The organism is Klebsiella sp. GN_Kp190, from assembly GCF_040061795.1.
Lineage (GTDB): Bacteria > Pseudomonadota > Gammaproteobacteria > Enterobacterales > Enterobacteriaceae > Klebsiella > Klebsiella michiganensis.
In genome coordinates this window covers 73,612-89,909 of the sequence record NZ_JBEAFN010000008.1, presented here as the reverse complement: position 1 = coordinate 89,909, position 16,298 = coordinate 73,612, and the positions used below count along the sequence as shown (strand labels likewise).

The following is a 16,298-nucleotide window of genomic DNA, read 5'->3' as shown; positions in this document are numbered from 1 at the left end:
ACTGCGGACAACATCACATCCCTCACCCCAGCGCGGAGAAAACGAAACTGTGACCTCCCTCACGGTCACCTTTGCTTTCTTGCCAGCGGCCAATTTTCCCTGTCAGTAACAAGAAGGTGAGCCCGACGCGACTTTTTTAGACTGTATGCAATGATTTTCACAAGGATCTTCCCATGAGTTTTCGTCATTGTGTCGCCGTCGATTTAGGCGCCTCCAGCGGGCGGGTGATGCTCGCCGGTTATCAGCCCGGTCAGCAAACGCTGGCGCTGCGTGAAATTCACCGTTTTACCAATAGCCTGCAAAAGGTGGATGGCTTCGACTGCTGGGATCTCGATAGCCTGGAAGGGGAAATTCGCCGCGGTCTGGAGAAGGTCTGCGAACAGGGCATCCTGATCGACAGCATCGGCATCGATACCTGGGGCGTGGATTATGTCCTGCTGGATAAAGCGGGTCAGCGCGTCGGCCTGCCGGTTTCCTATCGCGACTCCCGCACCCAGGGCCTGATGCGCCATGCCGAAGAGCAGCTGGGCCGGGCGGAGATCTATCGCCGCAGCGGTATTCAGTTTCTGCCGTTTAATACCCTTTATCAGCTGCGCGCGCTGGTTGAACAGCAGCCGGAACTGGTCAGCCAGGCCGCGCACGCGCTGCTGATCCCGGACTACTTTAGCTTCCGCCTGACCGGCAACATGAACTGGGAATACACCAACGCCACCACCACGCAGCTGGTCAACATCAACAGCGATAGCTGGGACGAAGATCTGCTGAACTGGAGCGGCGCGCCGCGCGACTGGTTCGGAACGCCGACCCATCCCGGCAACGTTATTGGCCACTGGATTTGCCCGCAGGGCAATAACATCCCGGTGGTCGCCGTCGCCAGCCACGATACCGCCAGCGCGGTTATCGCCTCGCCGCTGGCCAGCAAAAACGCCGCGTATCTCTCTTCCGGCACCTGGTCGCTGATGGGCTTTGAAAGCAAAACCCCCTGCACCAGCGATGCGGCGCTAAGGGCCAATATCACCAACGAAGGCGGTGCCGAAGGCCGCTATCGGGTGCTGAAAAATATTATGGGCCTGTGGCTGCTGCAGCGGGTGCTCAAGGAGCAAAACGTCGGCGACCTGCCGGCGCTGATCGCGCGTACCGCTGCGCTTCCGGCCTGCCGCTTCGTCATTGACTGCAACGATGACCGCTTTATCAACCCGGACAACATGAGCGCGGAAATCCAGGCCGCCTGCCGCGAAGCCGGGCAGCCGGTTCCCGATACCGACGCCGAGCTGGCGCGCTGTATTTTTGACAGCCTGGCGCTGCTCTACGCCCGGGTGCTCAACGAGCTGGCGGCGCTGCGCGGTCAGCCGTTCAGCCAGCTGCATATTGTCGGCGGCGGCTGCCAGAACGAACTGCTCAACCAGCTGTGCGCCGACGCCTGCGGCATCACCGTGACCGCCGGCCCGATTGAGGCCTCCACCCTGGGCAATATCGGCATTCAGCTGATGACCCTGGACGAGCTGCACAACGTCGATGAATTCCGTCAGGTGGTGCGGCAAAACTACGCCCTCACCACCTTTACCCCCAATCCTGAAAGTGAAATTGCCCGCTTCGTCGCGCAGTTTCAGCCACAACAGACCAAGGAGCTTTGCGCATGACCACTCAACTTGAACAAGCCTGGGAAATTGCCAAACAGCGCTACGCCAGCGTCGGCGTGGACGTCGAGGAGGCCTTGCGCCAGCTGGATCGCCTGCCCGTTTCCATGCACTGCTGGCAGGGCGATGACGTCGTCGGTTTCGAAAACCCGGAAGGAAGCCTGACCGGCGGTATTCAGGCCACCGGCAACTACCCGGGTAAAGCGCGTAACGCCAGCGAGCTGCGCGCCGACCTTGAGCAGGCGCTGAGCCTGATCCCCGGGCCAAAACGTCTGAACCTGCACGCGCTCTATCTCGAATCCGACGCGCCGGTGCCGCGTAATGAAATTAAGCCGGAGCACTTTAAAAACTGGGTTGAGTGGGCGAAAGCCAACAAGCTGGGGCTCGATTTTAACCCCTCCTGCTTCTCGCATCCGCTAAGCGCCGACGGCTTTACGCTGTCGCACGCCAACGATGAAATCCGCCAGTTCTGGATCGATCACTGCAAGGCCAGCCGCCGTATTTCCGCTTACTTCGGCGAGCAGCTGGGCACGCCGTCGGTAATGAATATCTGGATCCCGGACGGCATGAAGGATATTACCGTTGACCGCTTCGCGCCGCGCCAGCGCCTGCTGAACGCGCTCGATGAAGTGATCAGCGAGAAGCTGGACCCGGCGCACCACATTGATGCCGTCGAGAGCAAACTGTTCGGTATCGGCGCGGAAAGCTACACCGTCGGCTCCAATGAGTTCTATATGGGCTACGCCACCAGCCGCCAGACCGCCCTGTGCCTGGATGCCGGCCACTTCCACCCGACGGAGGTCATCTCCGACAAAATCTCCGCCGCCATGCTCTATATCCCGCGCCTGCTGCTGCACGTCAGCCGTCCGGTACGCTGGGACAGCGACCACGTGGTGCTGCTGGATGACGAAACCCAGGCCATCGCCAGCGAAATCATCCGTCACGATCTGTTCGACCGCGTGCATATCGGTCTCGATTTCTTCGACGCTTCGATTAACCGCATCGCGGCGTGGGTGATTGGCACGCGCAATATGAAGAAAGCGCTGCTGCGCGCCCTGCTGGAACCGACCGCCCAGCTGCGTCAGCTGGAGCTCGACGGCGATTACACCGCCCGCCTGGCGCTGCTGGAAGAGCAGAAGTGCCTGCCGTGGCAGGCCATCTGGGAGATGTACTGTCAGCGTCACGATACGCCGGCAGGCAGCCAGTGGCTGGATAACGTACGCGCTTATGAAAATGCGGTTCTGAGCCAGCGCGGGTAATGCCCGGACGTTCCCCGGGTCGCGGCCGGGCTACGAACTGGTAGCCCGGATAAGCCGTTTACGGCGCAATCCGGGGGCTCGCACATATTCAGGGCGAGGGGCCAACCCCGCGCCGAATCAACAGGAAAGACAAGACTATGCAGACCATTATCGACGCCTGGTTCGTCCAGGGCATGATTAAAGCCACTTCCGACGCCTGGCTGAAAGGCTGGGACGAGCGCAACGGCGGCAACCTGACGCTGCGCCTGGACGAAGCGGATATCGAACCCTACGCGGCGGATTTCCACGCTAAACCGCGCTATATCGCCCTGAGCCAGCCGATGCCGACGCTGGCTAACCAGCCGTTTATCGTCACCGGTTCCGGTAAATTCTTCCGTAACGTCCAGCTCGACCCGGCGGCGAACCTCGGGGTGGTGAAAGTCGACAGCGACGGCGCGGGATACCATATTCTTTGGGGCCTGACCAACGATGCGGTGCCAACATCCGAGCTGCCGGCGCACTTCCTGTCGCACAGTGAGCGCATCCGGCTGACCAACGGTAAAGACCGGGTGATCATGCACTGCCACGCCACCAATCTGATCGCCCTGACCTACGTGCTGGAGAACAACAGCGATCTGTTTACCCGCAAGCTGTGGGAAGGGAGTACCGAATGCCTGGTGGTCTTCCCGGACGGCGTCGGCATCCTGCCGTGGATGGTGCCGGGCACCGACGAAATCGGCCAGGCCACCGCCGAGGCGATGCAGAAACATTCGCTGGTGCTGTGGCCGTTCCACGGCGTTTTCGGCAGCGGCCCCAATCTGGACGAAACCTTCGGCCTGATCGATACCGCTGAGAAATCCGCCGAGGTGCTGGTGAAAGTTTACTCAATGGGCGGGATGAAACAAACCATCACCCGCGAAGAGCTGGTCGCCCTTGGCAAACGCTTCAACGTTCAACCCCTGCAGTCCGCGTTAGACCTTTATCCATAACAACATCGCGCCCCGCTCACCGAGACGGGGCGAAAAAATCACCTGCAAACCCTACAAACTAACTCATGTGGAGTAAAAGCAATGAAAACAAACACAAGCTTGATCCTCACCGTTGCCATCCTGGCGTTGTCCGGTTCCGCTTTAGCCGAAGTCAAAATCGCCCTCGTGGCGAAATCATTGGGAAATGGATTCTTCGAAGCAGCGAACGTCGGCGCGCAGGAAGCGGCCAAAGAGTTAGGCGATGTCAAAGTGATCTATACCGGCCCGACCACCACCACCGCCGAAGCGCAGATCGAAGTGCTGAATGGTTTGATCGCCCAGGGGGTGGATGCGATCGCCATTTCCGCTAACGATCCCGACGCCGTGGTGCCGGTACTGAAAAAAGCGATGCAGCGCGGCATTAAGGTGGTCTCCTGGGACTCCGGCGTCGCGCCGGCGGGCCGCCAGATCCATCTTAACCCGTCCAATAACGCGCTGATTGGCGAAACCAACGTTAAGCTCGCCGCCGATGCGCTGAAGGCGCTGAACGTGGAAAAAGGCGATGTGGCGATTTTAAGCGCCACCCCAACCTCCACCAACCAGAACATCTGGATTGAGGAGATGAAAAAGGTGCTGCCGCAGTACCCGTCCGTCAATCTGGTGACCGTCGCCTACGGGGACGATCTGTCGGATAAAAGCTACCGCGAAGCGGTGGGCCTGCTGAAGTCATACCCTGACCTGAAAGTGATTGTTTCGCCTTCGTCGGTGGGGATCGTGGCCGCCGCGCAGGCGGTAAAAGATCAGGGCAGAATCGGCAAGGTCTACGTTACCGGGCTGGGGCTACCGTCGGAAATGGCCGGGGCGATTAAATCCGGCGCCAGCAAAAGCTTCGCCATCTGGAACCCGATTGACCTCGGCTACGCCGCCACGTATCTGGCCGACGATTTAGTCAAAGGCACGGCGACCAAAACCGAAGCCAACATGGGCAAGCTGGGCAAAGTGAAGCTGGACGCCGACGGTAGCGGCGCGATGGCCGAACCGTTCGTCTACGATGCGAGCAACATCGATACGTTCTCGAAAATTTTCTAACCCTGTTTCCTCACTCCGGCCCTCTTCCAAAAAGAGAGGGAGAAAGTCAGGCCCTCTGCGCACTGCTGCCAGCGAGCACTGAACGGTTCCCTCGCCCCTTTGGGGAGAGGGTTAGGGTGAGGGGTGATTTTACGGAGAACTATCATGTCAGCATCCACCCCACTGCTGTCGCTGAAGGGCATCACCAAGATTTTTCCCGGTGTGCGCGCCCTTGAAAACGTACAGCTCGATCTCTGGCCCGGCAAAGTGACCGCTTTAATCGGCGAAAACGGCGCGGGGAAATCGACGCTGGTCAAAGTGATGACCGGCATTTATCAGCCCGAAGAGGGCGAGATTCTCTATAAAGCGATCCCTATCCAACTGCCGAACCCGGAGTCGGCGCATAAGGTCGGGATCACCGCGATTCATCAGGAAACCGTGCTGTTCGACGAACTCTCGGTCACCGAAAATATCTTCGTCGGCCAGTATCTGCATCGCGGCCTGCTGAAGAAGCTCGACTGGCCCGCCATGCACCGCAAAGCCAGCGAAATTCTCACCCGCCTCGAGGTACAGATTGACCCGCGCGCGACGCTGAAAACCCTCAGTATCGCCCAGCGCCATATGGTCGCCATCGCCCGGGCGCTCTCCTTTGAAGCTCAGGTGGTGATCCTCGATGAGCCGACCGCCGCGCTCTCGCAGCATGAAATTCTGGAGTTCTATCAGATCGTTGAGCGCCTGAAGCAGGACGGCAAAGCGATCCTGTTTATTTCGCATAAGTTCGATGAGATTTTCGAGCTGGCGGACTACTACACCATTCTGCGCGACGGCGTGTACGTCAGCTCCGGTGCGATTAACGACATCACCGAAGAGCGGATGGTGGCGATGATGGTGGGCCGCGCGATTACCCAAACCTACCCGAAAGTCGATTGTATCCCAGGGGAAACGGTGCTGGAGGTGAAAGACCTCTGCCACCCCACCGAGTTCGCCCATATCAGCTTCAGCCTGCGCAAAGGGGAGATCCTTGGCTTTTACGGGCTGGTGGGCGCCGGGCGCACCGAGCTGATGCAGGCGCTCTCCGGAGTCTCGCATCCCTCTTCCGGCGATATCGTGCTGAAGGGAAAACCGATGCACTTTCGCCAGCCGGCCGACGCGATCGGCGCCGGTATCGTCTGCGTGCCGGAAGAGCGGCAGAAGCAGGGAGCAATTATCGCCCTGCCGATCGCCCAGAACATCAGCCTGCCGCAGCTCAGCAAACTGAACCCCGGCGGCGTGCTTAACGACGCCCGCGAATGGCGGCTGGCGGACGAGTACGCCTCGCGCCTGCAGGTTAAGGCCTTTAGCTGGCGGCAGGCGGTGGAAACCCTTTCCGGCGGCAATCAGCAAAAAGTGGTGATCGGCAAATGGCTGGCGACCCATCCCGAGGTGATTATCCTCGACGAACCGACTAAAGGCATCGATATCGGCTCCAAAGCGGCGGTGCACCAGTTTATGTCCGAGCTGGTCAGCCAGGGGCTGGCGGTCATTATGGTCTCTTCGGAGCTGCCGGAAGTGATGGGCATGGCCGACCGGATTATCGTGATGCACGAAGGGCTGATGGTGGCCGAGTATCGCGCCGGTGAAGCGACGGCGGAAACCATCGTCAGCGCCGCCAGCGGCGCCGGTCGGGAGGCAGCGTAATGGGTAAACAGTTGCTTAAACACCGCGAAGCGTTGCTGGCGGCGGTGATCGTTTTGCTGATCGGCGCTATCGGCAGCCGGGCGCCGTCGTTCGTCTCGCCGGGCAATCTGGTGGAGATGTTTAACGACACCGCCATTCTGATCGTCCTCGCCCTCGGCCAGATGATGGTACTGCTCACCAAAGGCATCGATCTGTCGATGGCCGCCAATCTGGCGCTGACCGGGATGATCGTCGCGCTGCTCAACGCCCACTATCCGGGTATCCCGGTGGCGGCGCTGCTGGCGCTGGCGACCCTGCTTGGCCTGCTGATGGGGATGATTAACGGCCTGCTGGTCTGGCGGCTCGGCATTCCGGCCATCGTGGTCACGCTGGGCACCATGAGTATTTATCGCGGGATTATCTTCCTGCTTTCCGACGGCGGCTGGGTTAACTCGCACCAGATGAGCGCCGATTTTCTCGGCCTGCCGCGCGCCTCGCTGCTGGGGCTGCCGCTGCTGAGCTGGTGCGCCATCGCCGCGCTGCTGCTGGTGGGCTATTTCCTCCGCTACAGCCGCACCGGCCGGGCCTTGTACACCGCGGGCGGCAACGCGACGGCGGCGTACTACACCGGGATTAACGCCGGGAAAATGCAGTTTGTCAGCTTCTGCCTCTCCGGCGCGCTGGCCGGGTTCTGCGGCTATCTGTGGATCTCGCGCTTCGCCGTCGCCTATGTCGATGTCGCCAACGGTTTTGAACTGCAGGTGGTCGCCGCCTGCGTCATCGGCGGCATCAGCACCATGGGCGGAACCGGTCGCGTGCTCGGCTGCCTGTGCGGCGCGCTGTTCCTCGGCGTTATCAATAACGCGCTGCCGGTGATTGGCATTTCGCCGTTCTGGCAAATGGCCATTTCCGGCGCGGTGATCGTCATTGCGGTGCTGCTTAACGAACGCGGTAATAAAGGTAGCGGACGATTAATCCTGCGCAACGCGGCGCTGGCGCGGCAGAAACAGGCGGTGAAATCATGAGCAAAATAATGATGTCTGAAGAGATGAAAAGCGCCCCGGCCGCGCCGTCGCCGCTGCGCCGCTTGCTGTGCTGGGAAGGGTTTCTGCTGGCGGTAACCCTGGCGGTATTCGTGGTTAACGCCCTGGCGTCACCCTACTTCCTTAATATCTGGAACCTGTCGGACGCCACGTTTAACTTTACCGAAAAAGCGATCATCGTGCTGCCGATGGCGATGCTGATTATCGCCAGAGAGATCGACCTTTCGGTAGCCTCGACGATGGCGCTGAGCTCAACGGCGATGGGCTTCTGCGCGGCGGCGGGTATGGATACGCCGCTGCTGGTGGCCGTCGGGCTGGGCGTGGGGCTGCTGTGCGGCCTGTTCAACGGTATCCTGGTGACGCGCTTTAACCTGTCGTCGATTGTGATCACCATCGGCACCATGAGCCTGTATCGCGGAATAACCTACATTCTGCTGGGCGACAAGGCGCTCAATCACTACCCGGACAGCTTCGCCTGGTTCGGCCAGGGCTACGTGTGGGGGGCGCTCTCTTTTGAGTTCGCGCTGTTTATCCTCCTCGCCGCCGCCTTTACCTTCCTGCTGCATAAAACCAACTTTGGTCGCCGGACCTACGCCATCGGCAATAACCCGACCGGAGCTTGGTTCTCCGGAATCAACGTCAAGCGCCACAATCTGGTGCTGTTCGCGCTGGTCGGGCTGATGGCCGGGCTGGCGGCGGTCCTGCTGACCTCGAGGCTCGGCAGCACCCGCCCGACGCTGGCGATGGGCTGGGAGCTGGCGGTCGTCACGATGGCGGTGCTCGGCGGCGTCAATATTCTCGGCGGCTCCGGCAGCATGGTGGGGGTGATTATCGCCGCCTTCCTGATGGGGCTGGTGACGTTTGGCCTGAGCCTGCTCAACGTGCCGGGGATCGTGATGTCGATCATTATCGGCGCGATGCTGATCGTGGTGATCTCGCTGCCGATTATTACCCGGCGGATGATGCAGCGAAGACGAATTTAATTTCCCCTTCCCCCTAATCTGACCGGTACGTGTAGCCCGGGTAAGGCGCCAGCCGCGACCCGGGGGCGGGTGAAGGGAAACGGATTACCCAAAATCAACATTAAGGAGAATTATCATGAGTTTTATGTTGGCACTGCCCAAAATCAGCCTCCACGGCGCGGGCGCAATCGGCGATATGGTCAAGCTGGTGGCGGGTAAACGCTGGGGCAAAGCGCTGATCGTCACCGACGGTCAGCTGGTGAAGCTGGGGCTGCTCGACAGCCTGTTTACCGCCCTGGATGAACAGCAGATGTCTTACCATCTGTTTGACGAGGTGTTCCCTAACCCAACGGAAGCGCTGGTGCAAAAAGGCTACGCGGCGTATCGCGAGGCCGGGTGTGATTACCTTATCGCCTTCGGCGGCGGCAGCCCGATTGATACCGCCAAAGCGATAAAAATCCTCACCGCCAACCCGGGGCCATCGACCGCCTACTCCGGCGTCGGCAAAGTGAAAAACGCCGGCGTGCCGCTGGTGGCCATCAACACGACCGCCGGTACCGCGGCGGAGATGACCAGCAACGCGGTTATTATCGACGCCGAGCGCCAGGTAAAAGAGGTGATTATCGACCCCAATATCATTCCCGATATCGCCGTCGATGACGCCAGCGTGATGCTGGATATCCCGCCATCCATTACCGCCGCCACCGGCATGGACGCGCTGACCCACGCCATTGAAGCCTTTGTTTCCGTGGGCGCGCATCCGCTGACCGATGCCAACGCCCTGGAAGCGATTCGCCTGATCAACCTGTGGCTGCCGCAAGCCGTCGACGATGGACACCACCTTGAAGCCCGCGAGCAGATGGCGTTTGGCCAGTATCTGGCGGGCATGGCGTTTAACAGCGCCGGTCTCGGCCTGGTGCACGCGCTGGCCCATCAGCCGGGCGCTACCCACAACCTGCCGCACGGCGTGTGCAACGCTATCCTGCTGCCGATCATCGAAAACTTTAACCGGCCGAACGCGGTTGCCCGCTTCGCGCGCGTGGCGCAGGCGATGGGCGTCGATACCCGCGGTATGAGCGATGAAGCGGCCAGCATGGAGGCCATCAACGCCATCCGCGCGCTAAGCAAACGCGTCGGCATTCCGCAAGGCTTCAGCCAGCTTGGCGTCAGTAAAGCCGATATTGAAGGCTGGCTGGATAAAGCGCTGGCCGACCCGTGCGCGCCGTGCAATCCGCGCACCGCCAGCCGCGATGAAGTCCGCGAACTCTATCTGGAGGCATTATGATCCGCAAAGCTTTCGTGATGCAGGTAAACCCGGACGCGCATGAAGAGTATCAGCGCCGTCATAACCCCATCTGGCCGGAGCTGGAAGCGGTGCTGAAAGCCCACGGCGCGCACCACTACGCGATTTATCTCGATAAAGAGCGCCATCTGCTGTTCGCCACGGTGGAGATTGAATCCGAAGCGCGCTGGGACGCCGTCGCCGGCACCGAGGTGTGCCAGCGCTGGTGGCAGCATATGCGCGATGTGATGCCTGCCAATCCGGACAACAGTCCGGTAAGCGCGGAGCTTAAAGAGGTGTTTTATCTGGAGTAAAACTATGGCTGCCCCGTTGTGCTGAGCGGGGCAGCCGTTTCAAGCGCTTAGAAGAAGTACTTAAAGCGCACCCGCGCGCCGTAGCGATCGTCATCATCCCCCTGGCTCAGCTTCTCGTCGCTGTCGAGAATGGAGTAATAGGCGCCGAGATAGATATTAAAGTTCTGCATATTCATCACGTTCGGAATTTGATACGACGCGTGGAAGGTATGAATATTGTAGGTGCCTTCATCCTTAATCCAGCAGTCGTTATCGCAAATCACCCCGGCATAATCGCTGATTTTGTTATGCGCGTAGATATATCCCAGCTCGAAGCGCCGCCACAGCGCGTTCACCCCGGCGGTCAAATCCTGTTCGTTGCTGGCGTCCATATAAGCGGTGTTCAGATTAACCACCACCCCGTCCTCCGGGTCGCGCTTCAGGCCGTTCCAGGTCATGGTCAGGCCATAGCCGGTGCGCCCCGACTGATCGATAAAGTTGCCCTGGGCATCTTTATAGCCGTAGGCGTTCTGCACCACGTTCGCTTCCATGGCCGCGGCAACGGAAAATTCGTCTTTCGCCCATGACACCACCGGGCGCAAATAGGCGACGTTCTTTTTCTGCTCCATATCACGACCATGGTAGCCACCGTTGTCGTACAGCGACGTACCGTCTTCCAGCAGGGTGTTGAGCTCAAAATACCAGTTATCAAGCTGCTTGCTCAGCAGGAAGTTGCCGCCTGCGTCAGAGCGGCCGCGACCCTCTTTCATCATATAGATATAGCCATGGCCGTCGCTGTAGAGGTCGTTGGCGGTATTACCGGAGTGCTCGACGAAGGTGTCCTGATTCAGCGGGAACATATCGTACGCTTCAAAGCGCCCCACTTTCACCTTCCAGTCGTTCTCCTGACCAAAGAAGAAAACCGCATCGTCGAGGTTCATCGAGCCGGTCATATCCGCCAGCGGCTGGACAGAGAAACCGGCAAAATAGCCGTTATCCGTTTTGCGGATACCGTCGAAGCCGAGCAGGATACGGCCGTTTAAATCCCACTTATCGTAGGTGGGATCGCTGCCGACATCGGCGTTGGTCATCGCCAGCAGGCCGTGTTTGCTTTCCGCGTCCATGTTGAACTCCACGTCGCCGTAGATTTTCAGATCGCCATAGCCGGATAATTTCAGCTCCGGGACGCTAAGATTCTTTTTACTCTCCGCGGTTGCTGCCGCGCTGTTTACCGGCACACGGGTTTGCGCCGCCTGAATAGCGGCATTCTGCTTCGCCTGTAAATCCCGCACCTGGCCTTCCGCTACCGTCGCCCGGCTTTCCGCGGCGGCAAGCCGCGCTTCAAGCTGTTCCATTCGTTGTTCCAGCGTCAGTTGATTATTTTTCCCGACCGCCGATCCCGTTATTAAACACAAGCCTAGCGCTATTGATAATGTTGTTTTATTCATTTTTATTTTCCCAGAGGTAAAAGGTGGGATAAGGTGAATAAAAATATTCACCTTTTATATTTTGATTTTTATTTAGCAGAAGAATGAATGAAATAACGTGTAATCTGCCTCCTTAAATAACGTTATTCGCTATACGGATTAACAAACAGAGTGAATATTAATTTCCAGCAACCGGTGTCGCCCTGAAGGCATTACGCGCTCGGTCTATGACCACCTGTGCGTCACTGCCGCTATCAAGTATCGTGTTTTGCGCGGATTCTTTTTCTACCTGCACGGCGACCGCATCGAGTTCTTTTAACCTGGCCGTCGTCAGCAAAGCGCTGACCTGCGCCGCAAAGCAGGCATCCTCTTCGGAGGGCTGCGCCTGCGCCGCTGACGTCTCCGTGGTCGCCACGATATGGTTATTCGCAATATAATTCCCTTTGCCGGAAACAAGGCGAATGATGACCGGTTTTATTCCCTGCGGCTTGAGATACTGGACATCAATCGTTTCGGAAATATGATTAGCAATAACCGAATTATTACTGCCGTTTATATGCAGCAAGCCATAGGCATCATCCAGGCCGTTGTCATAGGCCTGCATCGGCGGCCAGGGTTCACGATCGCGCAAGAAATGGTTTGCCGAGATCAGATTCTCCGCACAGTTGTTCTCGAGAACGAGCATTCCTGGATAAAATGAATGGAATCGATTGCTGGTGATGCTAGAGCGGACCACGCCCGATAAGTGCACGCTGCTTGCGCCACGGGGGAAAATATTGTTGGTAGAAATCAATAACCCCCCGAAGTTTTGCGCGTAAATAGAATAGCCTTTATAGCCCGCGCCAATCAGGTTATCGGTTATTTTTGAAGCCTGCCCGGCGCCACGCAGCTCGATACAGTTACCGCATTCGGCGATAAAGTTATTATGGATCGCCATTGCATCGCTATTGTACGCGGTGAGGCCATGCTCCAGATAGATAAATCCCATCCCGGTAATGCGGAAAGCGTCCTGCGCGCTGGCGATATAAATCCCGGTTTTGCCGTTCGTATAGCTATTTTCCGGGTCGTTGTTTCCCAGCCCATCATCAACAAAGTGCAGACCATCGATACAGAAGTTTTCGAACGCCACCGAACTGATACGCGGCGCCCCGCTGCGTTTCACGTAAAATGCAGCGCCAGCGTGTTCTTCATCGCCGGGCTGCGGGCAGAGATCGACCAGGATACGGCTCCCGCCCGGCCATATATCGTGCAAATTCGCCCACTCGTCCGCCGGCGTATTAAAGCGAATGCTTGAGGAGACAAAACCATGCCCGGAACCCATAATTTTTAAATAACTGATATCAATTAAGACCTGCGTCTTCAGATGATAATCGCCGGGCGGAATATAAATCGCGGCGCCCGGTTTACCCCCGTCGTTAATATCGGTTTCAGTTTGTCGCGATTTAATATCGGCGAGAATACTGTTAATGACTTCGCCAATATCCTCATACGGGTTGCCGACGTGCCACTGCGTAACATCATAATAATTTTTACGTACCATGAAAACCGCCTCTAATGATAATAAGAAATCGAACATCAACGCTTAAATTTGACTTTGCTTATTCCTGCGAATACGTCGAGCGATATTGCGTAAGCTGTGCCGGCGCGCCGGAGAGCTGGATCCGGATGAGCTGACTGCATGAGTAATAGCGTCGCGTACCGCATACGCTGCCCTGATTTGCGAAGACCTCAACAATCCCGGCATCAAAACACAGGGTGACGTCGCTGACGCCGGCCACCGGCGCGCGGTAACGCCCATCGTCCCGGCCTTTTTCATATAGCGTCAGATTTTTACCCTCCTGTTCGAGGATGATTTGCTGGCCGTTATCGCCCGTTAACGTCAAACGGAAACCACCGGCAGGCATAAAGGTTACAATGCCGGCTTTACAGCCTTTCTCATTAACCCAGATATCACCGTCATCCAGCGCATGGCGGCTGACGACCAATGATTCCGGCGGCAGCTCCGGCATCATGCATAGCCGCTGCTGCGCATTGAGATGAAAGCGACGCGGGAGCGACATTTCCCCCGAGTAAGCGGAATCCACCGGTTTCTGGGTCGCCCAGTTATATAACCAGGCAAAGCCGATTCTTCGGTCGTCCTCGCCCCAGGTTTGCAGGGCGTAGAAATCCGTACCGAAATCTAAAGTCTGTAGCGGCTGCTCGGACGGCGTGAAATAGCCGTTCCGGAAAGTACCGGTCTGGGCAAAAAGCAAATTATGCCGCCCGGTTGTCGGCTCCGTATAGCCAACGACGCCGATAATTAATACCCATACGCCATCCAGGCAGAAGAAATCCGGGCATTCGACGCAGCGACCGCCGTTTTCGCGAAAATAGCCGGGAGCGACATACAGCACATGATGGAACGTCCAGCGTTCACTATCCGCAGAGTGAAAGAGCAGCATCGCCGGATCGCCGTTTACCGACGCGCCGAGGATCATATAAAAAGTGGCATCGGCCTCTTCGTACCACACTTTTGGATCGCGGAAATCGCAGTCCACGCCCGCAGGCAGGTCGGTTAAGACGGTTTTCACCCATTCCGGCTTATCGTAGTCGTCGTGCGCAACGGCCATTTTCTGCACTTCCCGGTAGCCGCGATACAGATCGTAAGCCGGGAGCCGTTCGGTATACCAGAAGCGGGTTTTTCCTTGTTTATCAATATACGCGCTGCCGGAAAACGCGCCGCCCGTCGCGCCCAGCGCCGAAAGATTCTGCTCTGGCTGGAGGAAAACTGGATAATGCCGCCAGTGATACAGATCGCGGCTCACCGCATGATTCCAGTGCATGGGGCCCCATTGGCTGGAGTGCGGATGATACTGGTAAAACAGATGCCACTCGCCGTTCTTGTAGTGCAGCCCGTTAGGGTCGTTCATCCAGCCGGTACGGGGCGAGAAATGCAATGCCGGACGCAGCGGCTCCCGCAGATACTCGTCAGCAATATCCTGACCGCTCATCAGGCGCAAATCCTGCCCGGCTGTCGCGATAAAGGTAACGCCGCGCGCGCGCAGTGAATCCGGATGCCAGGTGTAACAAAGCGATATCTCGCTATATTCCGGCAGCCACTCCAGGGTGGCAACGCCGTCCTGAAACGAGGTCCAGGTAAAATACTGGAAGTAGCGCGGCGCCTCCTGAATCTTAAATACAACCTGACCGTTCACGCGAATAGAAAACAGGGGTTGCGCCGCCGGTTCGGACGCTTTCAGCCACAAATCAATGCGCTGACCTTGTTTAATATTAAATGACAGGGACATCCTGAACCTCCTGTGGTTGACCGCGACCTTTTTCCAGCTCACGTTTTGCAAGATCCGTTTTGATTTTCTCAAGGAACGCGTTATTCAGCTTGAAGTAGCGCACCAGATACGCGCTGATGAAATAACTCACCATCGGCAGCAGTGAGAACATCATGATAATGCCTTGAATGGTCTGCGAATTTTGCTGCGGCTCATTCGCGACATAGCCGGTAAACGCCAGAATCCAGGCGACGATAGCGCCGGCGACCGCCAGCCCCATTTTGAGCATAAACAGGTTTCCCGCGAAGGAGATGCCGGTCAGGCGTTTACCAAATTTCCAGTCGCCGTAGTCATCGACATCGGACATCATTGCCCACAGAATGGGGCCAGACTGAATTAAATGCAGAACGTTAATAATGATGAATAGCGTCATCAGCGGGGTCAGGGATTGCGGATCAACAAACCACAGCGCAAATGAGAGAATGCCGAGAATAATATTAATAATGCGGAACAGCGCCAGCTTATCAAAGCGATCGGTCAGCGGTTTGGCAAGCACGCTGCCCAGCATATTACAGGCCACGCCCAGCGCCATAAAGAAGGTAATAAATCCGACCGACTCTTTCATGACGTAAGTAGCATAATAGATAGTGACGCCGCCGCGGATAAATGCCGGGAAAACGTTCAGGAAGGTAATAGTGATCATCAAGAGCCACTGATCGTTTTTGATAATATCCCGCAGGTCTTTCTTCAACGACTCGTTTTGCTTAACCGACACCACCCGCTCTTTAATGCTGGAAAAGCAGAACAGGAACATCAGCGTTGCCGCGCCGCCCATAATGATCATGGTTAGCTGGAAACCTGAGGCGCGGTCGCCGTTACCCAGCCAGTCCGTTAACGGCAGAATAGAGGAGGAGATAATTAATGTTGCCAGGCCATTAAGGAAAAAGCGCCACGACAGGCAGCCCATGCGCTCTTTCTGATTGAGCGTAATGACGCCGCCGACCGAGCAATAGGGAATATTAATCGCGGTATAAATCAGCGACATGACCAGATAGGTAACCCAGGCATAGATAATCTTGCCGTTCATGCTCAGTTCTGGGGTCGTGAACATCAGTACCGCGCCCAGACCAAACGGAAACGCCATCCATAATATCCATGGACGGAATTTTCCCCAGCGCGTCACGGTGCGGTCGCAGATGGCCCCCATCAGCGGATCGCTAAAAGCGTCAAAGATGCGGATAACCAGGAATAATGTGCCCACCACCCCGGCGTTCAGGCCATATACATCGGTATAAAACCACGTAAGATAGAGGGCCAGTACGCTCCATATCATTCCTGAACCAGCGTCACCCATGCCGTAGCCGATCTTCTCCCTCAGCCCCAGCTTTTCATAAGCGCTTGGCTTTTCCATTGCGGTAGCAGACATAAATATACCTATTTTTTGTTAAAAGGAGCCCA

At 57.5% G+C, this 16,298-nt stretch carries 13 protein-coding genes; 9 read left to right on the top strand and 4 right to left on the bottom strand.

What is annotated here, in order from left to right:
• Positions 1-173 precede the first annotated feature (173 nt).
• From rhaB to rhaM, 9 genes are all read left to right on the top strand, one after another.
• Positions 174-1,640 carry a rhamnulokinase gene (gene rhaB, locus ABLU67_RS06000; RefSeq protein ID WP_032751727.1) on the top strand — a complete coding sequence of 489 codons (1,467 nt, stop codon included), beginning with the start codon at positions 174-176 and terminating at the stop codon, positions 1,638-1,640.
• Entirely contained in the window at positions 1,637-2,896 is a 1,260-nt protein-coding gene (gene rhaA / locus ABLU67_RS05995; protein WP_348852204.1) for an L-rhamnose isomerase, read from the top strand. Before rhaB ends, rhaA begins: the two co-directional genes overlap by 4 nt.
• A 137-nt stretch (positions 2,897-3,033) precedes the next feature.
• Complete coding sequence (gene rhaD / locus ABLU67_RS05990; protein WP_032719438.1) at positions 3,034-3,864, top strand: rhamnulose-1-phosphate aldolase; 831 nt, start codon at positions 3,034-3,036, stop codon at positions 3,862-3,864.
• A gap of 81 nt (positions 3,865-3,945) precedes the next feature.
• Positions 3,946-4,932: a rhamnose ABC transporter substrate-binding protein gene (gene rhaS / locus ABLU67_RS05985; protein WP_348852203.1), complete on the top strand. Its 987-nt coding sequence runs from the start codon at positions 3,946-3,948 to the stop codon at positions 4,930-4,932.
• A 144-nt stretch (positions 4,933-5,076) separates the two neighbouring features.
• The gene (locus tag ABLU67_RS05980; RefSeq protein WP_348852202.1) at positions 5,077-6,588 is read left to right on the top strand and encodes a sugar ABC transporter ATP-binding protein; all 1,512 of its coding nucleotides are present in this window, start codon (positions 5,077-5,079) and stop codon (positions 6,586-6,588) included.
• Positions 6,588-7,592, top strand: coding sequence for an ABC transporter permease (locus ABLU67_RS05975; RefSeq protein ID WP_025106559.1), 1,005 nt, complete (start codon positions 6,588-6,590; stop codon positions 7,590-7,592). Before ABLU67_RS05980 ends, ABLU67_RS05975 begins: the two co-directional genes overlap by 1 nt.
• A complete protein-coding gene (locus ABLU67_RS05970) occupies positions 7,589-8,593 on the top strand; it encodes an ABC transporter permease (protein ID WP_004855968.1) in 1,005 nt (334 codons plus the stop codon). Before ABLU67_RS05975 ends, ABLU67_RS05970 begins: the two co-directional genes overlap by 4 nt.
• Before the next feature lie 115 nt (positions 8,594-8,708).
• Complete coding sequence (gene fucO / locus ABLU67_RS05965; protein ID WP_025106558.1) at positions 8,709-9,857, top strand: lactaldehyde reductase; 1,149 nt, start codon at positions 8,709-8,711, stop codon at positions 9,855-9,857.
• Positions 9,854-10,168, top strand: a complete 315-nt coding sequence (rhaM, locus tag ABLU67_RS05960; RefSeq protein ID WP_014227413.1) for an L-rhamnose mutarotase — start codon at positions 9,854-9,856, stop codon at positions 10,166-10,168. Before fucO ends, rhaM begins: the two co-directional genes overlap by 4 nt.
• 47 nt (positions 10,169-10,215) lie before the next feature.
• Here rhaM and ABLU67_RS05955 read toward each other — a convergent pair whose 3' ends face one another.
• The 4 genes from ABLU67_RS05955 to ABLU67_RS05940 form a co-directional block, all read right to left on the bottom strand.
• Positions 10,216-11,595 (bottom strand): carbohydrate porin, encoded by a 1,380-nt coding sequence (locus tag ABLU67_RS05955; protein ID WP_025106557.1) that lies wholly within the window; start codon positions 11,593-11,595, stop codon positions 10,216-10,218.
• A 157-nt stretch (positions 11,596-11,752) separates the two neighbouring features.
• Positions 11,753-13,114, bottom strand: coding sequence for a NosD domain-containing protein (locus tag ABLU67_RS05950; RefSeq protein ID WP_109241092.1), 1,362 nt, complete (start codon positions 13,112-13,114; stop codon positions 11,753-11,755).
• A gap of 58 nt (positions 13,115-13,172) precedes the next feature.
• Positions 13,173-14,861: a glycoside hydrolase family 32 protein gene (locus ABLU67_RS05945; protein ID WP_348852201.1), complete on the bottom strand. Its 1,689-nt coding sequence runs from the start codon at positions 14,859-14,861 to the stop codon at positions 13,173-13,175.
• Positions 14,845-16,266 (bottom strand): MFS transporter, encoded by a 1,422-nt coding sequence (locus ABLU67_RS05940; protein WP_032751738.1) that lies wholly within the window; start codon positions 16,264-16,266, stop codon positions 14,845-14,847. The genes ABLU67_RS05945 and ABLU67_RS05940 overlap by 17 nt, the downstream gene beginning before the upstream one ends.
• Between the last annotated feature and the right edge of the window lie 32 nt (positions 16,267-16,298).